The sequence below is a fragment of the Paenibacillus sp. 37 genome (assembly GCF_008386395.1).
Classification (GTDB): Bacteria; Bacillota; Bacilli; order Paenibacillales; family Paenibacillaceae; genus Paenibacillus; species Paenibacillus amylolyticus_B.
On sequence record NZ_CP043761.1, the window covers coordinates 4964271 to 4988498 of the forward strand.

The window sequence follows — 24228 nt, forward strand, 5'->3', positions numbered from 1 at the left end:
CTCATTCTCCTTGACTATGGACTAGCGGAAGTTCCTCCGCAATGCTTTCTTCTACTTCAAATAAGACTTTCATATAAACTTTACCATTCTCTTTCTTCTCATGCAAAATTTTTTCACTTATAATTTTTGTGCCTTTACCGTTTTTGGCGATAATGTCGTTCCTTGCTCCTTCCAATCCTTTCGTTCTGGCCCATTCTATCGTCTGCTGTTCCTCATGCTCTCGGGTCTCCAGATCTTTCTCTGTCAGCCAACCCATCGGGAGTGTGAAGGATCGCCACGTCAATGGTCTGTGATTACTCTCGGTATCAAATGAACTGAACGGTGTACTACCGTACCCCCACAGTTGGATCGCCCAATTCCCCAGCACCATGTAAAAACGTTCTTTGCTCTCACCTGTCATTGTATTATGTTTTTGCACCAGTGGAACCTCTACCTGATACTCACGCCACACCAGACCACGAACTTCACCTTTGGCAACGATGGTTTTGGTGTTCTCCTCATCCCCGAGAATCCCCGAGATCAATACCTGACCCTTTTTGACACGCATGTCCTTCTGAACTACAGGGCGTCCCTGCTCCGCATAGATTTGAGTGACAACAGCATCTGACTTGCTAATCAGATGTCTAGGGTTCAGTAATGGTTCGCGCTTTGGTTGGGCAGATTCTACGACCTGAATGGTAATGGTTGTCCCCTCTTTGCTGACGCCAATCCAGGTTACATCCGGCAGAGCGAGTGCAAGCTGCCTGGAGAGCTTGTCTTGGCTTTCCAGACGGAACCCCCATTGGAAAGGATATATGCCCTCTTTCTTCGCTGCTGCGAGCACCTCGTCGGTGGGAATGGTGACGTTACCCTTGACCTCCACATCCCATACCATGGACGACAACGCAAACAAAGCTACCACAAAAAACAGCATCCCCCCAAGAAAGAACTTCCTCCGCAATAAACGGGCCGCAAAAAAGGGGAAACCGCTGCGATGGGTTACTTTCACCCTGCAGCCTGTCCGTTTCAACACAGGACGCAACCTGAAAAAATGCGGCAGCAGAATGTTCATCTCTGCCACGCGTCCATCGTGAGCACGCAGGTTCCAAACTTCCAGTCCCTGCTCTGCCACCGTGTTAATTAATGTTTCAATGTCTCCCCCAGTGACCGTGATTCGGACTGCTCCCCGCAGTTTATACAGACTGGGCTGCTTCATCCGTTCCCCTCCACTCCATTCATATGAATATCCAGAATCGTTCCTTCAACAGCTACTTCATCCGGCAAAATATTACGTATCACCAAGGCAGTTCCTTTGATCTCTAACTGGCCTTGGGAAAGAGCCAACACGATACGATCCGGCGTGAAATGGATGACACCGCGATGATTCTCTATATACAGTTGCTTACTGCCGATCAGGGTTAACCGTGGCATATCATAAAGCACATCCTGCGGCAGATCCAACACTTCACTGGTCCATCTGCGCAGCTTGCGGCTGATCCGGGTCATTCGAAGGTCTTCCCCCTTCCTCTACAGTTCAACTTATGCGCAGATTCATGAATTTATGAAAATTCCGGAGCGTGTTAGGTAGGAATGTTGAGAAAAAAGTGAAGAACACAGAAAAAGCCGTCTCTGGCGGCTTTTGGCTCACCAGAGACGGCTCTATTCCCGTCCAACAGCATAACTTATTACAGTTTCCCTCTTGTACCAAACGGCTGCTTGGAACGGGGGGGACCCAGTACTTCTGCCCATAATACACCTGTACGAATATCGGCAGGGCGAAGCGGAGATGCACCCGATTCATCGGTGTTGGGTATATCCCAACTGGAATCAGACACAACAGGTTTATTCGCAGAAGAGAAGCGATTTAATCTCTCTTGAATCAAGCGCTGCTGTTCTTCCATACCTCTCATCTGTGCCTCAAGTGAATTCTCCATGGCACTCATCGTGCCCTCACTTCTGTAGTCAGTTTCGGGGCGAGAAGATGCAGCAGGCTCTGAATACGGCTCATCATACTGATTCTTATATTGCACGTCATCATACCGATCGTCATACTGTTCATCATAGCGGGGGTCTGCAGGTCCGGAAGACTGCTGCGGAGATGAATTGTCTCTTGAACGTTCATCCCGGCCTGAATCACCACTGCCTCCAAATGTAGGCATCCCGTTGGCAGGACGCTTTTTGTTCGGATCAGCCGATTTGGCAGCTTTCCCCAAGAAGGAGAAGAGTGCAAAACCGATGACGGCCACAATATACAGATTATTAAAAATCCATTCAAATAGGCCCATATGCACTCACCGCCTATCTTCCGTTTTTGGAATCACCCTGATCGTTGGAATTCGAACCTTCACCAGGTTTTCCTAATGTGTTGCGCATCTGAGTATCCGCTTCAATATTTTTGAGATTCATGTAATCCATAACACCAATTTTCCCACTACGTAAAGCCTCTGCCATTGCAAGTGGTACTGCGGATTCAGACTCAACAACACGCGCTCTCATTTCCACAACGCGCGCTTTCATCTCTTGTTCTTGGGCTACAGCCATTGCACGACGCTCTTCTGCTTTCGCCTGAGCAATTCGCTTGTCAGCTTCTGCCTGCTCGGTTTGCAGGAATGCACCAATATTTTTACCAATATCCACGTCCGCAATATCAATGGACAGGATCTCAAAGGCAGTTCCAGAATCCAGTCCTTTGGACAGGACTGTACGAGAGATCAGATCCGGATTTTCCAACACCACTTTATGCGTTTCTGCTGAACCGTTGGTACTTACGATCCCTTCACCAACACGGGCAATGATCGTCTCTTCACCGGCACCACCGACGAGTCGGTCAATATTCGCACGAACTGTAATTCTTGCTCGAACTTTAACTTCAATACCATCTTTTGCCACCGCAGATACAACAGGCGTTTCGATAACACGCGGGTTAACACTCATTTGGACCGCCTGTAATACGTCACGACCAGCAAGGTCAATCGCAGCAGCACGTTCGAATTCAAGTGGAATGTTTGCACGCTGAGCAGCAATCAGAGCGTTTACAACACGGTCAACATTACCACCCGCCAGAAAGTGACTTTCCAGTTGGTTCATGGTTAATTCAAGGCCCGCTTTTCTTGCTTTAATCAGTGGATTTACAATCCTGCTAGGTGTTACACGTCTAAGTCTCATGGCTACCAGTGTAATGATACTAACACGGACACCGGATGCAATAGCTGAGATCCAGAGCATGACCGGGAAAAAGCTGAAAAATACGCTCAGTACGATAATCGCAACTACCGCAATGAGCAAAACCGTAATCATAGTTGGTTCCATAGTAAAATTTCCTCCATTTGCAATTCAAATTTGATAAATACTTCAGAACAGTCATTCATCAATCCGCTGCTAAATTAAAGAATGCACCACCTCGCTGGCAGCTTCAGCGAAGTGGTTATGTACATTGCCGAAACGTTAATCCGCTTCGACAACAGAGCGGGTTACACCGGTAATGCCTGCTGAACCACAATCCGGGTGCCTTCCGCTTTAATCACAATAATCGGGGTATCAATGGGAATAAAGTCTCCATCCGATACAACATCAATTCGCTCACCCTCAAACATCGCTGTTCCAGAAGGTCGAAGCGGTGTAAGACTGATGCCTTGTAGTCCAATCAACTCTTTACGCTCGGTAGCGGATGAGTATCCACGCTCAGCTGACAGACTGTCACTCAAAATGAATCGATTCCATATCCCTCGATCTTTAAACAGTACTGCAATAATCGCAATCACTACCAATGCTGCTCCGAAAGCGATACCCAGGGAAACGAATGCGTCACTCGTATCATAAGCAGCCCTCACAACACCTGCAACAAGCGCAATTGATCCCAGAATGCCCAAAATACCCATGCTTGGTATAAACATCTCCAGAATCATCAAGATGAGTCCAACAGTGAACAATACCCACGTCTCTGCTCCTGCAAAACCGGCAACGTAATTTCCTGAGAAGTACAGGACAAAACATACAATACCAACAATACCAGGTACTCCGAACCCAGGAACGATCAATTCAATGGCCACACCTGCGATTCCGAGGAACAACAATATGGTCATGACAACCGGATTCGTAAGAAAGGATGAGATATTCTCTGCTGTCGTCCGTTCTACCTTAAATACATCATCCTGGCTGTAACCGAGCCACGTTGCCGCTTCTTCCGGTGTGTTGCTGATGTGGTCGGCATAACCAACTTTCAGCGCTTCTTCAGCCGAGAGAGCAATAATTTCACCTTTTTGCTTGGTTTTATTAATCTCTGGCATTTCAACAACCATGTTAACATCCGTCATTCCAGCTGCAATCTTGCCATCACGACCACTGATCTCAGCTGCTCCCTGCATTTTGCTTTTCCAGAACGCAACAAGCTTTGGATCCTCAACATGTTTACCCGTACTGTCCACCATTGCTGCCGCACCAATCATACTGCCTGGTGACATTACGATCTTATCTGCATTCAGAGCCAGAAAACTCCCGGCTGAAGCAGCATCTCCACGAACAAATGCAACAGTCTCAATCGGACTGTCCTTGATCAGGGTACCCAATGCTTCTGCAGTGTCGACACGGCCTCCCGGCGTATTGATATCAAGAACGATCAGGCCAGCATTCATCTCTTCTGCTTGCTTGAACCCGCGTTCCATGAACTTGCCAAGTCCCTGCTCGATTGGTTTATCAACCGGAATAATATATACGGCACCACTCTTCTCAGCTGCATGCGCTGACGGTGATCCAATCCAGACAGGAAGCAACAGCGTCAGCAGCATTAAGAGCATCAATGGCCCCGTAAGCTTCTTCCGGCGCTTTCCCTTCACAATAGTCCCCCCTTTTCCATTAATGTTATACTGTCCAGCTTATGGTATTTATTACGTGCAATGCAACATTTCGTTTCAAAATCTTAAAATTATATTTGAAAACTCGATCAATTGCAAGAATAAAAATCCATAATAATATATATTAACCATTAAAAAGAAATTTCGTCATAACAAGGACATCATGCCAATGGAAAAAACACCTCCTGACAAGTCAGAAGGTGTTTATTGATTTGCTTTATTGCAGAAATTGTTGAACTGCTTGATTTACCAGTTTGCCGTCCGCTTTGCCTTTAACTTTCGGCATAAGGGCCGCCATGACTTTCCCCATCTCGGCTTTCGAAGAAGCACCGGTTTCCTGGATGGTCTGCTGTACAATAACTTTAATTTCTTCTTCGGTAAGCTGTGTGGGAAGGTACTGGATGAGTACTTCAATTTCCGCTTTTGCATTTGCCGCGAGATCTTCACGGCCCGCTTTGTCAAATTCTTGGAGGGCATCTTTGCGCTGTTTGATTTCACGACTCAGGATATCAAGCACTTCGTTGTCATCCAAATCTCTTTTCAAATCTATTTCAAGATTCTTGATCGTCGAACGAATCAACCGAATGTTGGAGAGTCTGAACTTGTCCTTACTCTTCATCGCTTGCTTCATATCTTCGTTCAATCGTTCGCTAAGATTCATGTAATTAAAATCCTCCTAAAACTTTCTCTTACGAGCAGCCTCGGACTTTTTCTTGCGCTTTACGCTTGGCTTCTCATAATGCTTACGTTTCTTCACCTCAGCCAATACGCCATCTTTAGCGATGGAGCGTTTAAAACGACGAAGTGCAGCATCAATAGTCTCGTTTTTGCGAACTTTAGTTTCAGACACCAGTTTTCCCTCCCTCCGACCAGACCGTCCAAGAGCAATAACACGGTTCATCATCTTACATTATAGGCGAAAGATAATAAAGGTGTCAACCTCAATGTAATGATCACTTATTTGAATCCATTTTAAAACTCAAAGGTATTATGAAATGAATTCATTATATAAGCATTTGGTCACACATTCGTGGATTTAATGCATATGACTAAATCCTCAATATTAGTACCCATTAGCTCGTTTATTTGTGAGAATCGGACAGACTTGTCAACACTCCAAGTCTGGTACCACCCAACAAATGGTAATGCAGATGATGAACGGTTTGTTCTCCATCCTTACCACAATTGTTGATCAAGCGATATCCTGTTTCCTCCACGCCAAGACGCTTCGCCGCTTCTTGAGCAGCCAGATGAATCTCGCCGATCAATGGCAGATCTTCTGCAGTAACTTCATTCATGGAAGCAATATGTTTCTTCGGAATGACAAGAACATGTGTCGGTGCAGCGGGCTGGATGTCATGAAAAACGATAACATGGTCATTCTCCAGTACTTTATTGGAGGGAATGGTGCCCTCTACAATTTTGCAAAATAAGCAATCCATAGTTCATACCCTCCTTTGTATTCCAGTGTATGTATTCCCTTCTATCATACTAGAAGTAAAAACCCACGTCCAATCTCTAGACACACAACCAGGCATTCCAGGTCAACTCTCCATTCCCCTGCCTTTCAGTGATCTATTTCAATAGATTGCAGGTGATGAGACAACAATTAGGAATTCATCATAATCAGTCATATATAGAGGTATGTATTACAGACCATTTTATCGAAATATGATTTTAACACGCACCTTTCCCAAGTAAACCAATATGTATAGTTAATAAACTCCAAAAAGGAGATTGGTTAATTTGACCGTTTATCAACATGTACAGGAACTTATAGGTAATACACCTCTGCTTGAATTAACTCGTTTTCCATTACCGGAAGGAATCCGCCTATTCGCCAAGCTGGAATTCATGAATCCCGGAGGAAGTGTGAAAGACCGGATCGGCAAGTTTTTATTGGAGAAGGCCTTGGCACGAGGAGATGTTAAGCCAGGTGGAACGGTGATCGAAGCTACCGCAGGCAACACAGGAATTGGTCTTGCAATAGCGGCTGTAGGCCTGAATTTAAAGGTCATTTTCACCGTACCTCAGAAGTTCAGCGTTGAGAAGCAGCAGTTGATGAAAGCCCTTGGAGCTACGGTCGTGAACACACCCACATCCGAAGGAATCACCGGTGCCATACGCAAGGCGGAATCGCTGGCCAAAGAAATACCGGATTCGTATATTCCAGGTCAGTTCTCCAATGCGGATAATCCACTCGCACATTATGAACATCTGGGCCCTGAGATTTGGCGTGATCTGAACGGGCAGGTGGATGTATATATCGCCGGAGCTGGGTCTGGCGGAACTTTCATGGGAGTATCTCGCTATTTGAAGGAGCAAAATTCGTTAATCAAAACATGTATCGTAGAACCCGAAGGTTCAATTCTCGCAGGAGGTCCCTCGGGACCTCATCGTACAGAAGGAATAGGAGTCGAAACGTTATCTCCTTTTATGGATGTGAATTATTTTGATGCCATTCATACGATCTCAGATGAAGATGCCTTTGAACGAGTCAAGGATCTAGCCTTGTTGGAAGGCTTACTGGTAGGAAGTTCCTCAGGTGCAGCTATGCAAGCCGCATTAAACGAAGCTGTTCACGCAGCTCCCGGAAGTAACATCGTCGTTATTTTCCCGGATAGCAGCGAACGGTATTTAAGCCAAAATATCTATAATGGAGGACAATGAAATGAGACCAAAAACCAAGCTGATTCATGCAGGTATTGTTGGTGATCCACACACTGGAGCAGTGAGTGTACCGATCTATCAAGTAAGCACGTATGAGCAGGAATCGGTTGGCGTACACAAAGGATACGAGTATTCACGAACAGGTAACCCTACCCGTCATGCGTTGGAAGAAGTCATTAAAGAGCTGGAGGATGGCGTTCGAGGTTTTGCTTTTAGTTCAGGCATGGCTGCAATTCACGCTGTACTGTCTCTGCTGAAAACTGGAGATCACGTCATTCTGACGGATGACGTATACGGCGGGACTTATCGCATTTTCATCAAGGTGCTGAATCGTCTGGGGATCGAGTCTACCTTTGTAGATACTACCTCACTACAAGCACTGGAGCAGGCTTTGCAACCCAATACAAAGGCCATTTATGTAGAAACACCTACTAATCCTTTACTCAAGGTCACTGATATTGCTGCTGTAGCGAAATGGTCAAAGCAACATGAATTGTTATTCATTGTGGACAACACGTTTAGTACGCCTTATTGGCAGACTCCGCTGGCTCTGGGGGCAGATATTGTACTGCATTCTGCAACGAAATATATCGGTGGTCATAGTGATGTCGTGGCAGGACTTGCGGTTGTCAACAGCGAGCAACTTGGGGAAGATCTGCATTTTATTCAAAATGCAATTGGCGCAATCCTGGGACCTATGGATTCCTGGCTGTTAATGCGAGGTCTTAAAACATTGGGATTGCGGATGGAAGCGCAAGAACGCAATACAGAGCAGCTTGTGACATTTTTAAATCAGCATCCAACAGTGAGCAAAGTCTATTATCCCGGGTTGCCCGACCATCCACAGCACAAGCTCGCTTCCACGCAAGCGAGGGGTTATGGCGGTATGGTTTCCTTTGATGTAGGCAGTGCTGAAAAAGTAGATGACGTGTTAAGCAAAGTTCGTTATTTCACATTGGCTGAAAGTCTGGGCGCGGTGGAAAGTTTAATTTCTGTACCTGCCCGAATGACACATGCTTCCATTCCCTATGAACGTCGGCAAGAATTGGGGATCACGGACGGTTTGATTCGCATCTCCGTTGGGATCGAGGATGTTGAAGACTTACTTGAGGATTTGAAATTTGCATTAAGTTGAGGGCATTTTGAAGTCCATGCTGGTTTGTCGTCGATCTTATACTAATTAGGTTCCAAAAGGTCATACCTTACAGAAGTTCGCTTCTGCACAGGCATGACCTTTTGGATGTTCGTATGTTGCCAGTTGTATTGCAATGACTGTTGCGATACATCAGGCTGAGACTCCGTATGTGATAAGACCTCTCTATCTCATGCTGTACGGTACCATGAATGAAACATCCATCCTCAGCTTGATATTTTCAAGATTTTCATAGGATGCCCATAGGGTACATAAGAATGTTTCACTTGCAGTTATGAATGTTTTTTCTAATTTCAATAGTACGGTAAAAGGGTTAACGCTGTAAGCGCAAATAACGGGAGCACCAGTCGGTTAAAACGTCTACGGCCATAACCATAATACGGATAAGGCGTAGGGTAGCCGTAACCTGGATAAAATCCGCGAGTATGACCTATTGGATAGTTCCCTCCAGGCATTGCATTTGGAGCCCAGTTCGCATGATTCACCATGGCTTCCGGTCCAACGGGAACAGCCAGGTAGATCATTTCGTCATCCACATTTTCCATAATGCCATCGTAGTGCATACCGTCATTCATCTGTACACATACATAACGGTGCATGTGTTCCTTGCATATTTTCTTCGCTTCCACTTTTTCCACTTGCCAACGCCTCCCTGATTCTGCTCTTGATCACCTTTTCATGGTATTCAGAACTGGGCGAATTGACACTACTGACGAGAAAACACAAAAAAAAGAAGCACCCCGTGAGCGGCTTCCTTGGAAGGCTGCTGCGCGGACATCTATTCAGGAAACGTCCTGATCAGATGTCCACCGGGGTACTTAAAACAAGTTTGTCGGCTTAACTGTAGTATAACAGCGGGATGAACCTGTATCTGTGATGTAACTCACTCCGCTATATTATAAAAGCAAGAAAAGAAATATTTTTACAAAAATAATATTCCGTAATAGTACGTGTTTAAAAAGGGCGGTTTTCAGTACCAAAAAGACGCTTATTTCGGCTGAATTCCATATTCGATGTTGATGATGCCGCTAGGCACCATTCGTAATCAAAAGCGGACTTTTTGAACAACCTCTAATATTCATTTTGCATGGACTATTAGAGGCGCTTCTATGATCTATATTGCTTACACATTTGCCCTCTACAGAGTCTCCAAGACCACACGTGAGCCGTTTCCGGCCTCCCCTGCCGGAATTACCACAAGTTTGCGCGGCAAGCGTGCACGCAGTTCAGGCACGTGACTGATTACACCAACAGCCAATCGGTCGTCATGCAACTTTTCCAAAGATGTAATGACGGTATCCAACAGTTCAGGATCAAGGGTACCAAACCCTTCATCCAGGAAGAAGAATTGAAGTGGGTACTGACCTCGCAGCTGAATCTGGGCCGACAGTGCCAAGGCCAGTGACAACGAAGTCAAAAACGTCTCGCCACCGGATAACGTCGATACCGGTCGTTTGACTCCTCCGTTGGCATCATCACAGATCACAAAACCACCACCGGAATCCACCTCCAGTGAATAACGTTGTTTGGTCAGGAAGCGCAGACGCTGAGATGCCGCATGACTGACCTGCATCAGTTGTTCCTCTGCAATATATTCAACAAATGCATTACCTCTGAATGCGGATTGAAGTTTGCTGAGCAGTTCGCCTTGACGGCTGACCTCCAACCTCTTGTTCTCCAGTTCGGTCCAGCGAACATGTCGCTGCTCCACATCCTCCAGATCACGTTCTGCACGTGCTTTCGCACGTAGGGCAGTCTCATCCTGAGCCCGGACCTGCTGCAAACGTTCAGTGCAGGCTAACCACTGCTCCTCCGATACAACTGCACCACCCAGCTTTTGTTCCAGTTCACGCAATTGGGATGCCAATTCACGCTCACGTTCACGGTGCTGCTGGATCTCGCCCGCCAGTCGTTCCGCTTCCTGGGAAGGTATCGCCGCGGACACAACGGCATCATCCGAGTCGAACGGGGATTGTTCCAGCAATTGATTCCACCGTTCCTGTGCCTGTTGCAGATGCTCTGTTGCCGAGGCGGCAGCCTGCTGAGCCATGACATCTTTCTTGGCTGATTCCTGCTTCAGATGATCCGCTTCTTTGAAGCGTTGTGCCGACTCCGCAGCTTCTTTCCGCAGTCCATCCAGACGAGCCTGAGCCGCAGCAATCAGGTCTTCTACCCGCTGCTGCCCAACCCACTGGCGCAAGCGTTCTTCTTTCTCGGCGAGCAGTTTGTTATTGCCCTGCCACTGCGTTTGCCACTGGATCAGTTGTTTGTCCAATTCCACCAGCTTCTGCTGAAGCGATTGAATGATCTGATCTTTTTCCTCAAGGAATGTCACGCTTTTATTCAGACGTTCCTTGATGTCTTCGGCGCGCGCATCGCGCTCCTGCATCGCCTGATAGAGGGCCTTGGCCTCCTCCTGAGCGATGCCCGGCAGTTCCGCGGTCCAGCGGCCCTGCAAGGCAGCCGCTGCGGCCTCGCTCTCGGCCAGCTTGCGCTCCGCCTGGGCGAGCCCGGCACGGCCGGCCTCTTGCGCAGCTGCCGTTTCCATGCGGCGCTGCTGCGCGCCCACAGCCGCCTGCTGCAACGCGGCGGCTTCGGCCTGGAGCGGCGCTGCTGCGGCAGCCAGCGCCTGCGCGGCTTCGCGCAGCGCAGCGGCACGCGATGCCCAGCCTGCCGGGGAGCGCCCGTGTTCGGGCGACCCGGCGGGCTCGGGCTCCGCTGCCGCAGGCGCGGCCTCGGCTGCGGCCGGAGCATCGCCGGCCGCAGCGCCAAGCTGCGTCAGCAGGCTGCGACGTTCGTGCAGCTGCTGGCGCAGCCCAAAGCGCAGCTCCTGCAGCTCCGCGTGCAGGCTGCGCAGCAGTTCCAGGTCCGCATCGCCTGCGTGCGGACCTTCTCCCGTCGGCGCAGCCGGGAGTGGGTGATGCGGCGAGCCGCACACCGGGCATGGCTCGCCATCGCGCAGCTCGGCGCGCAAGGCGGAGGACAGCCGGTGCAGCTCCTGCTCACGCATTGTGCCACGCAGCTGTTCCTCCGCAAGGGCCAGCAAGCTTTGTTCCCGGCTAATATCCTGCTCACAGGCAAGCAAGGCCTCAAGACCTGCTGACGCCTGTTCTACCAGATGCTGACGCTGATCACTCAGGCGTTTTTCTTCTTCAGCCGCCGCCTTCAGCTTGTCGGCTCCCTGTTCTGCCGACTGCTTATAGGCTTGCATGTCAGCCTTGTTTTGCTGTAATTGCTCCGTAGCAGTATCGACACGATGCTTCAGTTCAAGCGCAGCCTGAAGTTGTCTGCGTTCCTCTGACTTCACCTCATTCGGCTTGAGGCTCTCTTGTAGTTCCTCACGCCGTTTGCGCCCGCGCTGCTGCAGCTCCTTTTCTTTCTCAAGTTGCTGTCCCAGCGCAGTCTGTTCGCCCTGCCCCTGTTCCAGTAACTGAGCAAGGCGCGAGCAATCGGCTTGAAGCCCGTCCCGTTCCCGTTGCAGCTCTTTCGCTTGTTCGAGCTGCTCCAGACGCAGCAAAAGTTTCGGTTCTTCCTCAGTCATTTGCTTACGCGCCGCCTCGGCCTTCTCCGCTTCCTGAACAGCCAGACGCTCATGTTCCAGTGCTTGCTGATGAGCTGTCTCCGCGGTATCCTGCCGCTGCTTCTGTGTAGCCTTGGCATCTCGAACCGTCTGCAGCGCAGGCAGTATTGCATCTGCCGCAACGGATTGTTTCAGGCGTTGTTCGCCTGCCTCTATCTGTGGTTCCAGTGCTTTCAGCTTCTGCTGTTCATCCATCCGGGCCTGCCGTTCGTTACTTAACTCACGAATTCTGCCCAGCTGTTCAGCTTCCTTCGCAGCTTCATCCAGCGCTTTGCGGGACGATTCAGACTGCTGAACAGCGGTTTGAAGAAGACGTTTCGTTTCTTCCAGCGTCTCCTTGCTGGCATTGCCCAGTCCCTGTTGCTCCGCAGCAAGAGATTGGTGAACCATATCATTATCCTTGACCCGCCGGCTTAATTTGATGGCTAACTGGTCCCCATATTTCTCCAGATGGAATAATCGTTGCAGCATCTGGCGACGTTCACTGCCTTTGAGTGACAAAAACTCGGCAAACTTCCCTTGCGGAAGCACCACTGCCCGTGTAAAATCATCCATCTTCAAACCGATCACATCTTCAACACAGCGATTCACATCTGCCAATTTGTCGGCAAGTACCTGTTCTTCGCCATTAACCGTCTCTATGAATTTGCTGATCGTGTTACTCACCGACACTTCATTATTTCGTTTGAAACGTCGCTCTACACGAAATCTTCGAGTCCCCTCTGCCGACATCAGTTCAAATGTAAAAGCAACCGACAACGAATCCTCTGCATGGTTCATAATGCCTTGCGTCCCATTCACCGCACGTTCCACTTTTCCGTACATGGCGAGTGTGATGGCATCGAGCAAGGAAGATTTACCACTACCCGTTGGACCGAAAATACCGAATAGTCCCGTCTCCGTCAGCACGGTAAAATCAATCTCCTGCATCTCCCGATAACTTTGCAGTCCGGCAACCTTTAATAGAATTGGCTTCATCTTTCCTCGACCTCCTCACGCACACCTGGCTCGTCTTCATCCACAAGTTCCAGGAAAAGCTGTACCAGGCTGTCTTCCGGCTGTGCACCACCTGTCTGACGCTGATAGAATTTACGGAACAGTTCATGTACAGGCAGCTCGGATCGTTGTTCCAAAAGCCCTGCTGCAGCCATTTCGGGATACACCGGGCGAATATGAATGATACCTTCATGTGATTTTCGCAGCTGCTGAATCTCCTTCAGGGACATCGCCTCGTCCAGCCACACTTCCATGTCGATAAAAGCCTGTGGATCACGTCCCTCATCCAGCCAGCGATATACTTCTGCCAGACCACCACGGGCCTGCCAACGCACAAGCGGACGCCCGGACGTTAACAAAACTTCCTCTACCTGTGCAGCTCCGCCCGGCGCCAGATCAACCATCGTGACAGACTTGCTCTGCCCTGCTTCCGAGAAGCTGTAAGCCAGCGGAGAGCCGCTATATCGAATCACACCGTCTCCTTTGACAGCCTGTGCACGATGAAGATGCCCAAGCGCCGTGTATTGCGCACCAGTCGATAAAGACGAAGGGTCCACCGTGTAGGCCCCACCGATCTGAATCGGACGTTCCGAATCACTCTCAAGACCGCCGAGCACATAGATATGACTCATGGCCAAGTTCACGGTATCCGGGCGAAAAGAAGCGGCCAGACGCTGCATTAACATCCCCACCCGTTGACTGTATGCCTGACGAAGCACATTTTCGTCCCCATCCGTTGTCAGCAATTCATTCAATCTTGCTTCAGAAGGATAAGGTAATGCGGCAATCTGTGCAATTTCTCCGGTTCGTTTGGCATGGATAGTCACCGCTTCTGAAGTAGGCATCCCTACGAGTGTGATGCCCTGTCTGTTCACAAGCGGAGTCACAGAAGCCACACGCTCTGGCTGATCATGATTTCCTGCAATCACCACGAGGGGTCTTCCATGCTCCGTCAGACGCGCTGCCGCTTCATAAAAAAGTTGTTCCGCCGCTGCGGGAGGATTCACCGAATCATATACATCTCCGGCCATCAATATGGCATCCGCCTGCTGCTCATCAGCCAACCTGACGAGTTCATCAACGAAATCTTCCTGTTCACGCAGTCGGCTTCGTCCTTCCAGCGTTTTTCCCAAATGCCAGTCCCCTGTATGCAAAATACGCATCGTCCGTTCCACCCCTCTCCCATATGAAATCCAAGGTTTTAAATTCCCGATCCAGTTCTTTTACAATTCCACTGCATGTCCACCATCAAAAAAGTACAGCCATTTCCGGTCAACTTTCCTTCCCAATATATCTTCAATGGCCCGTCCATACAGATCCAGCTGGAAGCGATAATTTTTGGTGAGTTGATCCAAACCACCACGATGCTCCAATACCCGATCCGTCTTGTAATCAAGCAAGACAAGCTCGCCGTCCACCTCATACAGACAATCGATAATCCCCTGTACAAGCACGGTTTCATTTTCAATCGTTGCCTGCATTTTGCTATCTTCTTTTAGCATCTGTATATCTGAGTTCGCCTCCCGTTCATGTAGCCATTCCACTGGAGACTGATGTGCCGGAAGTCCATACACAAACGGAATCTCCCGTTTCACCCACGCTGCACGCAATAATTCTTTCCCTGGTTCTGTATTGAAAAATCCGCCCAGTTCTTCAGGTTCGATAGCCTCCACGTGGTGGGGCAGCAAAATCTGAAGCTCTACCAATCGCTGAGTGGTCTGCTCAATAAGCTGTGAATCAATGGCCGATCCATCTAGAGGAAGATGTTGCATCAACGTATGATACACGTTCCCCCGTTCTGCCCCTGTCAGCTGCGTTGCCTCCATGAATTTCGGACGACGCAGGTGCAGTTTGAAAGACGTACCCGCAGATCCCGCATCTGGAAGGTTCACCGTACCGTTTGAATCTGCCCCTGATCCAGTCTCGCGCTCGTTAGATTGATCGGATACGCCACGTAGCACATGGCCTGCTTCATCTTTGGTGTAATTGATTCCTGGGGTGTTGTGAGCCAATAATATCTCAGACTGTTCTCCCAGTTCCTCCATCACCTCTACGGACTGGATGTCCTGCATCGCAAGTAACGTTTTCAACTCCGTGACAGAAGTACTGGCTGCTACTTGAGTTGCTGCTTCATAGGGGTACGTCCATGAAAGCCGTTGATCAACCTCGTTGATCAGCCGTGTCTCCTCTTGTTGAAGAGCTACTGTATCTGCACCTTCATCTTCAATGTTTTGGTTAGCCGTATCTTGTGCAATATTCGTCAGCTCTTCTACAGTTGAGGATGTAACCAACTTCACAGGCTGAACGGCTTTTAGCGCAGCAATTCGTTCTTTCCGTACCTCAGTCATTCCGTCTTCTTCTCCAAGTGTCTGATCCACCACATGGTCACGTGATACCTGATCGGCGGAAATAATAGAGATCGCCCATCGTGATTGATCATCTGCAAGACAGGCTGAGAACGAATCATTGCTTCCAGCAAGTTCACGCAGCACAACCGCATCTGGATGTCTCATCAGGGATGGTCCAATCCAGTCCAGGTAACTCCGTCCAGCAGCAAGCAGATAGTCTGGCAATGCCAGTTCAGGACTATCTTTGACCTGAGACCACGCCAGCGCTTTTTTCGCGGCATCTTTTACAGTACCCAGCAAAATCATTTTCTCTTTGGGACGGGTCAACGCAACATACAGCACACGCATCTCTTCAGCAAGCAGTTCAAATTGCGCACGACGACGAATCGCCAGATTGGCTAATGTAGGATAGGCAACCCGGTTCTCACGATCCACGAACCTCGGACCAAATCCCAGTTCCTTATGCATTAGAAACGGTGCGTTCAGATCCTGCTGATTAAACATCTTGGATATGCCACCGACAAAGACAATTGGAAACTCCAAACCTTTACTCCGGTGAATCGTCATGATACGTACGGCGTTGTCCTGCTCACCAGAACTACTTGCTACAGTCCCGAGGTCTCCCCCGTTTTCCCGCAGTCTGGAAACATAGGTCAGGAAACGGAACAAGCCGCGATTTGCAGTTGATTCCTCATATTGTCGTGCGCGATCGTAAAATGCCTTAAGATTACTTTGACGTTGCAGCCCTCCTGGAAGACCACCAACCCAGTCCAAATACCCGGTTTCCCGATACATACGCCAGATCAGTTCACTTAGACTGCCTTGTCTTGCCTCAAGTCTCCACTGCTGCAATTGACGCATAAAGCGAATTAACTTTTGCTGCAACTCCGAGCCTGAAATCTCCTTTATGCCCAGATCCCCACTTGTATGTCCCGCAACACCAGCATCTTGCATTCCATCTGTATGCAATGTATGCACATCGAATTCATAGACATCATCCAGGATCTCTGCCTCGACTGAAGCTGCTGTCTCCCGCTGTCCCTGTTCCATCTCTGACCAGGCTTCCGACCACTGTAACTGAACGATATTGGTATCAGATTGATTATCCTGCCGGGATTGTTGTCCGGCAGCAGCCGATATAACTGCGTCGTAGAATGACTGTCTTTTGTCACCAAGTCGAATCTGTGCCAGTTCCTCTTCATCCAGTCCGACAATCGGGGAACGAAGCACGGAAGCAAGCGGAATATCCTGCCTTGGATTATCAACAAGCTGAAGCAGAGACATCATGATTTCCACTTCTGTAGCCTGAAAATAGCCCTTGCTCTGTTCTCCTCCAGCAGGAATTCCCTGCTGTCTGAATTCCTCAATCATGAGCGGAGCCCACATCAAGGTTGAACGCAGCAAGATGACCATGTCACCGTAACGTGCCGGCCGCATCGTTTGCAGGGCTTTGTCGTATATATGGAGGGCAGGTTTGTCCGTATCTCCAACCATCTCACGAATACGCCTTGCGATCGCCCGTGCTTCCAACTGGGCTGTTTCAAGTTCGGCACTCTCCAGTTCTGCGGAGACCGATGCATCCCCATTCTCATCCGTACTCTCTGTCAGATCAGGTCCACCGCCCTGACGATCAATCAGCATGAGTTCAGGTGTATACGCCTCATCACCAAGTGTTTCTGACGGAAAAGTAGCCCCATATGCCAGTTGAGCTCGTTCATCGTAAGCAATCTCTGCCACACCTTCGTTCATGAGTTGCCGGAATATCATATTGACCGAATGCACGACTTCCGCACGACTGCGGAAATTCCGTGCCAGATCAATACGTTGACCTGTACGATGCAAACGATCTTCCACTATTCCATCTTCACGTGTACTCGCTCCATATTGGCGATACTTGTTCATAAACAAACCTGGCTCAGCCAACCGAAAACGGTAGATACTCTGTTTGACATCACCGACCATGAATCGGTTACCCGGGTTTTCTCTGGAGATCAGTTTCACGATATCTTCCTGAACCGTATTGGTATCCTGATATTCATCAAGCAACACTTCATCGAATCGCGAACGGTACTCCATAGCCGCATCGGAAGGCATCGACAGTTCAGGCGTTGAATCCTCATGTCGCAAAATGTGAAGACAGTAATGCTCCAGATCACTGAAGTCAACTTGCCCACGTTCCTGTTTGGCCTGTCGATAACGTTCTCCAAATGTACTAACCAACCTCGATAACTCCTGCATGAGTGGTGCCGCTTGCTCCAGCTCCTGCCAGAACGAAAACGCACTTCTTCCGAACAATGAACCTTTCAGGTCGATAACTGCCTTTTTCGCAGCCTCACGGAGTTCCTTCACCTGATCTTGTAAAGCAGGGTCCGTTTGATCCTTTTTACAGGGTTTCAGTTTGCCAAATGCAGCGGGTTGAAACACTTCAGGCAACCTTTCCCATGGCATAACCTGGGCCGCAGACAACAGCTCTTCTACCATCACCAGGTCTTCTTTTAACGTATCCGCATAAGGTGCCGGACCTTCAGGCTGCATGGAAATATGGATGCCTTGACGGAGCAGTCCTGCTGCACCACTCAAAGCAAGAGCCGCATCACGCAAAATACTCTGAACCCATGCTGTATGTCCAAGTGCCTCCACACTTTCCACCTGAAAAGCAGATGCCATCTCTGAGAGCCAATGATCCGGCCAGGAATGACTGCGGGAGAAATCATACAATCGTTGCACCAGTCGATGCATCGCATCATCATTTCGTTCTCCACTGAACCAGTCCACCAATTCGCGGAATGTACTGCCTTCATCTTCTTCGCCATACTTTTCCTCAAAAAGTTCTTCGAGCAGTTCCTGTCGCATAATTTCCGCTTCATTTTCATTCAGGATACGAAAAGCCGGGTTCAACGGAATTTGCTGATAGTAACGGCGAATGACTTCCATACAGAATGAATGCAGCGTTGTAATAGATGCCCGTCCAAGCAGCGACAGCTGCTTGCGCAGATGCTCTTCTCCAGGCTGTTCTTCCAGCGCACGTTCCAGCGCTTCCCGAATCCGTTGTTTCATCTCGGCGGCGGCGGCTTTGGTAAACGTAGCTACAAGCAAGCGATCCACACTGAATCCTTGGGAGGGATCTGCGATCTTGCGAATAATTCGTTCAACCAGTACAGCTGTCTTGCCTGATCCCGCCGCAGCGGCAACCAGAATGTCTTCTCCGCTTTCGGAGATGGCACTCCACTGGTCATCACTCCAGAAGCTTCCTTCCGGTTTTGGCATATTCGTCATGATGTTTCCCCTCCCTTGGTGTGAGATAACATATCCCAGATTTGCTGTTTACCCGGTTTGGACAACAGGTTGTATTCATTTCCTTCTATATTCTCATCAAACTGACATACAGGCTTATACGGACAGAACGTACACGCCACTTCCTGTTGAATACGATAAGGCTCAATGGCCACATCCCCATCCGTAATTCGGGTACCAATCTCACGGATATTACTGCGAACCGAAGCAAGCAGCGTATCCCATTGCTCTGGCGTAGCTACAGCAGCACTACTATAAAAGCTGCCATCTGCCTTAAGGGCAACCGGAATAATGGCTGAATACCCCTTATCCAGGGTGTTGTCCATTTGTGCGATTGCATCCCGGTCTGCCAGCAGCAAACCTTTCATTTTGAACCGTTTCAGCAGTTCTTGCCCGGCCTGCTCCGATGTCATGCCGTTTGCGGATTGCAACAGCGGGTTATGCACGTGGAAATACAACGTTCCTCCCGGCATCGCCGTTTCCCCAAGCCATTCTTCAGCAGCACTAAGCAGCACCTCCAGATAGGTGAGCATCTGCAATGACAGACCATAGTACACTTCATGTAACTTGAGGTCCGTCTGGCTTGATTTATAGTCAATGACACGCAAGAGCAGACCATTCTCTCCTTCTGCCACATCCACACGGTCAATCCGACCCACGATCTCCATCACACATCCGTTCTCCAGTTCAAAACGGAGTGGGGGCAGCGTTTTATCCGGTCCAAAATCAAGCTCCAGCCCAATCGGTTCAAAACTTCCACGTCTGGACTGTTCCCCAAGAATAACGGATGCCCGGCTAACAATGTCCTTCAATTTGCGGAAAATATAACCGTATCGCTTGGTGCTTAGCAAAATCTCCCCTTGCAGCTGTGGTGCAATCTGCTCCACCGTTTGCTCGGCTTCCTGACGGCATTGGTCTGGAGTCAAACTGCCCCAACTACGATTTTCTTCACGTAACCGCATAGCCAGCTGGCTTAGTGCAGCATGAAACAGCTGTCCGATATCAGGAGCCTGAAGGCGGTACAATTGCCGTTCTTTGAGACGCAACCCGTGCGAAGCAAAATGGGAGAACGGACAAGCGACGAAACGCTCCATTCGCGAAACACTCGTCCTCACCTCTGTGCCATACAATCTGCGACTGGTAGCTGTACGTAGTGGCAATGCCCGATTACGATAAAAGATTGATCCCATCAACCTTTCCAGCTGAGGTCTGCTTGTCTCCCGAGATACATGCCAATTGTAGACCGCCCACCACATTTCAGGGATGTCTTCTCCGCGGCGCCATTTGCGCAATTGTCCAATGAGCGTAGACAGACTCTGACCCGGATGGGTGACATAGGACCAATGTGCTTCTTCCGAGTTCGCAACCGGTGGTTGAGCGAGCAATGGCTGTTCTTGTAAACCAAACATCTTCCGTACATGGCGGACAATCTCGGAAGGAAGCAGTGCTTTCCCCTCATCATCAGCAACAGGGTAACTCAGCCACAACTGGCTGCTTGCCGCTGTAAGTGCCGTATAGATCAAAAAACGTTCATCCAGCATCTGCCTTGTTGCACCTGGTCCAAGCGCCACGCCTCTTTCCGTCAGTAACGATCTCTCCAGTTCCGTTAATACGCCATCATCCTGAGGTATTGCGGGTAATTCACCATCAACTGCACCAAGGATAAATACGTATTTGATGTCCTGAAGACGTGTACGGTCCATGGAACCGACCAATACCTGATCAAGTGCCGGTGGTACCAGACCCAGCTTCAGTTCCGTCAATCCGGTCTCGATCATCCCGGCAAACAGCGTGATATCCAGCCGTTCATTCCCCATCATATCGACCATCTGATCCAATAAATCCAGCACAGCTCCCCACATCTGCCGATGTTCTCTCGACCGTTCGGGGTCACCTTGAGCCTTAGCTTCAGCAGACATGTTCTCCAGCTTCCATGGGATCTCAGCATCTTCCAGCAGTCTGTATAGTGCCTCGCACTGGGCTTTGGCTGTCTTTGCCTTTTTCATTCGTTTCTCAAAAACACCCAAGGAATCTGTAATGACCGCTCGACAACGCTCCATTAAAGAAAGCATTTGGTCCCGTCCTCGACTACGTCCATCCTGACCGTTGTCTTCCAGCGAAAGGCTTGGGACATACTTCCACGGTTTGCCGTCAGTCCAGCGATATCCATGAATACCACAAGCCAGTACATAATTCTCAAGCTGGTCCATATCTTCACGGGTGATGGAACCATCACGCGGAAGCAGCAGATCCGTTTTGACACAGCGAAATACATCCTCGTAACGCCAATGGCGCCGAACAATATCCAGTGCCGAACGGATAAACTCGGATAATGGATGATGAAGTTCATTTCTTCTGCGGTCCAGAAAGACGGGTACGTCATAATCCCTGAATAGAGGTTCAGCTATATCAGCGTAGGTATCCAACTGACGAACAAGTACTGCCATATCCCGATAACGCGCACCTTCGTTTTGCGCCAGACGCCGCATCTCACGCAGTGCTCCCTCCATCTCAGCTCGTCGGTTCTCCGCTGCAACCAGTCGGATTCCGGAATCAAGGCCATCACTTTTCCAACGAATTCGGCGGTCGAAACCAGCCTCCAGATGAGCAAGTCCCGGACGATCCTTGTATCTCGGTGGAATCTCCGAATCTAGCACGGTTATATCGCTCGGTACACCCAGTTCTTCAGCCATCCCTTTCAGACGCGCATAGGCACTTGCCGTGGGATAGAACAGTTCCAATTCTCCAGGCAGTGCGCCGTGATCATAAGGACGATCCAATGTCAGTGCAATGGTCACGGAAGAGGACTGCAACATCAGCCGACCAATCACACTCATCTCCTGTGGCGTGAATCCCTGAAAACCATCAATCCAGATCTGGGCATCCTGCAGCAATGCACTTTCCGACAAACGATCTGTCAGCTCGGTCAACGTGTCTTCATCATCAATATATAAATTGGTCAGTTCCTGTTCATAGTCACGATATATCAGATTCAAGTCATGCAACTTATCCTCCAGAATTGGCGAAGTCGATGAGGTATTCCCTCCAGACAGCCCCTCTTCCAGCAATGATGGATCAACTTCATAACGTTTAAATTCACTATATAAGTCATTTAATTCGCCTATAAAACCCAGCTGGCTGCCGGATGCACCAAACAGCTTTAATTCTTCCTTACGGCGCTGGATGACCTTGTAGAGCAGCATCTTTTTGCCTTCGGCTCCGATCGGAATACGAGCAGAACCACCTGCTTCCTGCATTACACGATAGGCTAAACGGCGAAAGCCGAGCACTTCTGCACGCATCGTACCTTTAATTGTTCCAGAAGACACCAATGCCTGCTCTGTTCGAAAAGAACTCTGTTCTGGAACGAGCAAAATCAAAGGTGTGCCTTGCGGTTCTTGTTGAAGCAGGGATGTAATTTCCCGGGTAATCAGCGAGCTTTTGCCGCTGCCTGCCCGGCCAATAACAAAACGAACGGACATGTCTAATCCTCCAAACCACACGTACAAGATTTTAATTCCCAGTATAACATATCTGACTTGGTTCGGAACATACGTTTGCCACTATCCGGTAAAACCGGAGATCATCTCCGTTAACACAGCAAAACAGCAAAAAGCCCGCAGCTATCACACTGTGGACTTTTGACTTGATCTATAGATTAAATTAAAGATAATTTACACTTGCCACTGCGATGACAGAACAACCCTCCGATCGCTGCTATTCCCAGATTTTCTTGATTCAATTTTTAAAAAGTGAAAAAAAACAAGAATAAAGGCGAAGATTATGCTTCCGAAGCAGCTCTTCAGAAAGCTTTTAGCTTCACTCCTTCAGGTTATTTCTGTCCTCTACGTTCTCGTGTAAATCTTTAGTCCAATCTATACAGTGAAATTTGAACGGAAATCATACGATTAATTCTTTTTACTGCGCACTTCGAAAATAGCAAATTTCAGGTAATGTCCTTCATCCACGCCCAAAATTTGCGGGTGATCCTTACCAGCTGCCTTCCAGTCGATTAGACGCAGTACTTTTCCTGCATCTTCTGCTGCATCGGCAATCGTGTCCAAGAAAAGGTCAGGACGCATGTGATACGAACAGCTGGCTGTTACCAAATATCCGCCCTCATTAACCAGTTTCATACCTTGCAGGTTGATATCCTTATATCCGCGGCATGCACCTTTAACTGCTGATTTCGTCTTGGCAAACGCCGGGGGATCGAGGATGACTACATCAAATGTTTTACCGCCAGCTGCAAGCGCTTTGGAAGTATCTACTTTTTGTTCGCCAGCGCGCGCACGTGCAGTACGTTCATCCAGCCCCTTCACTTGTTCACGCAAGTACTGGAATGCATCAGCAACTACGAATTCGACCCGGTCGGTGAAACCGTTCAGCTCCACATTTGTTCGTGCACTCTCAATGGCATGCTCCGAAATATCAAGACAAGTCACTTTTTTAGCTCCATACTTGCAAGCATTCAACGTAAAGCTGCCCGTGTGTGAGAAACACTCCAGTACAGTGGCACCATCCCAATATGGGAATGTAACTACCTTTCCGCTTTTATTCACAGGCAAGAGCTGCTCTGTGCCATCCTGCTCAGTCGTTTGAAGTGTGATTCCACTCTTGTAGCCCCAACCCTTCATGAGCGGTTCGATCGCTGCACGATTCTCACGTTGATCGAAGAAGTAACCTGTCTTCTGTCCTTCCACGATATCGACTTTAATGAGTAGTCCATTCTCTGTAACCGTGACATGCCGTGGGCACTCTCCGTACAGCGGACCTTTGGTCTGCTCCAAACCTTCCAGTTCACGAATCGAGACATCACTGCGCTCGTAAATGCCTTCAGGCTGCATTACTTCAATGAGTGCCTGTACAATGGCTTCACGGCAACGATCCATGCCAAGTGTAAGCAACTGTACAACGAGAATGCTGCCGAATCGGTCAACGATTAATCCTGGCAGAAAATCAGCTTCGCCGTAAACGAGACGGTAAGCCTCTCCATCCTGGATAAAACGTTCCCGATGACGCAAGCAATCGCGGAAACGCGCTGCAAAAAACGCCGTATCCATTTGTTCGGACTCCAAAGGTTGATAAGCTACAACCCTTACAGTGATTTGAGATGCGGGATTGTAATATCCTGTCGCCAGATAGCGACCTTGATGATTCAATACATTGACCAGATCTCCCGGTTCCGGGTTTCCGTCAACAGAGGCAATTTCGTTGTTAAATATCCATGGATGTGCATGTTCAAGCCGCTTTTTGCGACTGCGTTCGAGTTTAACTGATGGCAAGGTAGATCCACTTCCTTTAATTTAATAGTTCAAAAGATAGGTTTTGTGCGGCGCGTAGGTGGCGTTCCGGGTT

16 protein-coding genes are annotated in these 24228 nt (G+C 48.9%); 2 read left to right on the plus strand and 14 right to left on the minus strand.

What is annotated here, in order from left to right; all coding sequences use genetic code 11:
- Window position 1: 1 nt before the first annotated feature.
- From yqfD to F0220_RS21420, 8 genes are all read right to left on the minus strand, one after another.
- A complete protein-coding gene (yqfD, locus tag F0220_RS21385; RefSeq protein WP_091013986.1) occupies window positions 2-1195 on the minus strand; it encodes a sporulation protein YqfD in 1194 nt (397 codons plus the stop codon).
- Window positions 1192-1485, minus strand: a complete 294-nt coding sequence (yqfC, locus tag F0220_RS21390) for a sporulation protein YqfC (RefSeq protein WP_017687241.1) — start codon at window positions 1483-1485, stop codon at window positions 1192-1194. Before yqfC ends, yqfD begins: the two co-directional genes overlap by 4 nt.
- Before the next feature lie 179 nt (window positions 1486-1664).
- Window positions 1665-2264, minus strand: coding sequence for a YqfB family membrane protein (locus tag F0220_RS21395; protein ID WP_105599731.1), 600 nt, complete (start codon window positions 2262-2264; stop codon window positions 1665-1667).
- Between the two features lie 13 nt (window positions 2265-2277).
- Window positions 2278-3288 (minus strand): flotillin-like protein FloA, encoded by a 1011-nt coding sequence (floA, locus tag F0220_RS21400; RefSeq protein ID WP_091013981.1) that lies wholly within the window; start codon window positions 3286-3288, stop codon window positions 2278-2280.
- 161 nt (window positions 3289-3449) lie between these two features.
- Window positions 3450-4772 carry an NfeD family protein gene (locus F0220_RS21405; RefSeq protein ID WP_091014395.1) on the minus strand — a complete coding sequence of 441 codons (1323 nt, stop codon included), beginning with the start codon at window positions 4770-4772 and terminating at the stop codon, window positions 3450-3452.
- Window positions 4773-5046: 274 nt separating this feature from the next.
- A complete protein-coding gene (locus F0220_RS21410; RefSeq protein WP_017687237.1) occupies window positions 5047-5490 on the minus strand; it encodes a GatB/YqeY domain-containing protein in 444 nt (147 codons plus the stop codon).
- A 15-nt stretch (window positions 5491-5505) separates the two neighbouring features.
- A complete protein-coding gene (gene rpsU, locus F0220_RS21415) occupies window positions 5506-5679 on the minus strand; it encodes a 30S ribosomal protein S21 (RefSeq protein WP_005547957.1) in 174 nt (57 codons plus the stop codon).
- 232 nt (window positions 5680-5911) lie between these two features.
- Window positions 5912-6271 (minus strand): histidine triad nucleotide-binding protein, encoded by a 360-nt coding sequence (locus tag F0220_RS21420; protein WP_017687236.1) that lies wholly within the window; start codon window positions 6269-6271, stop codon window positions 5912-5914.
- A gap of 304 nt (window positions 6272-6575) precedes the next feature.
- Here F0220_RS21420 and F0220_RS21425 point away from each other — a divergent pair, with 304 nt between their 5' ends.
- Window positions 6576-7499: a PLP-dependent cysteine synthase family protein gene (locus F0220_RS21425; RefSeq protein WP_105599732.1), complete on the plus strand. Its 924-nt coding sequence runs from the start codon at window positions 6576-6578 to the stop codon at window positions 7497-7499.
- Between the two features lies 1 nt (window position 7500).
- Window positions 7501-8634: a bifunctional cystathionine gamma-lyase/homocysteine desulfhydrase gene (locus F0220_RS21430; RefSeq protein WP_149846758.1), complete on the plus strand. Its 1134-nt coding sequence runs from the start codon at window positions 7501-7503 to the stop codon at window positions 8632-8634.
- A gap of 311 nt (window positions 8635-8945) precedes the next feature.
- On the opposite strand, the gene F0220_RS21435 is transcribed toward F0220_RS21430, so the two are convergent.
- The 6 genes from F0220_RS21435 to F0220_RS21460 form a co-directional block, all read right to left on the minus strand.
- Window positions 8946-9290, minus strand: coding sequence for a hypothetical protein (locus tag F0220_RS21435; protein WP_105599735.1), 345 nt, complete (start codon window positions 9288-9290; stop codon window positions 8946-8948).
- Between the two features lie 500 nt (window positions 9291-9790).
- Window positions 9791-13210, minus strand: coding sequence for an SbcC/MukB-like Walker B domain-containing protein (locus tag F0220_RS21440; protein ID WP_149846759.1), 3420 nt, complete (start codon window positions 13208-13210; stop codon window positions 9791-9793).
- Window positions 13207-14391: an exonuclease SbcCD subunit D gene (locus F0220_RS21445; protein WP_091013971.1), complete on the minus strand. Its 1185-nt coding sequence runs from the start codon at window positions 14389-14391 to the stop codon at window positions 13207-13209. The genes F0220_RS21440 and F0220_RS21445 overlap by 4 nt, the downstream gene beginning before the upstream one ends.
- 60 nt (window positions 14392-14451) lie before the next feature.
- Window positions 14452-18852: a helicase-exonuclease AddAB subunit AddA gene (gene addA / locus F0220_RS21450; RefSeq protein ID WP_105599739.1), complete on the minus strand. Its 4401-nt coding sequence runs from the start codon at window positions 18850-18852 to the stop codon at window positions 14452-14454.
- Window positions 18849-22352 carry a helicase-exonuclease AddAB subunit AddB gene (addB, locus tag F0220_RS21455; RefSeq protein WP_105599740.1) on the minus strand — a complete coding sequence of 1168 codons (3504 nt, stop codon included), beginning with the start codon at window positions 22350-22352 and terminating at the stop codon, window positions 18849-18851. Before addB ends, addA begins: the two co-directional genes overlap by 4 nt.
- Before the next feature lie 426 nt (window positions 22353-22778).
- Window positions 22779-24155, minus strand: coding sequence for a class I SAM-dependent rRNA methyltransferase (locus F0220_RS21460; protein ID WP_105599742.1), 1377 nt, complete (start codon window positions 24153-24155; stop codon window positions 22779-22781).
- Window positions 24156-24228: the final 73 nt, after the last annotated feature.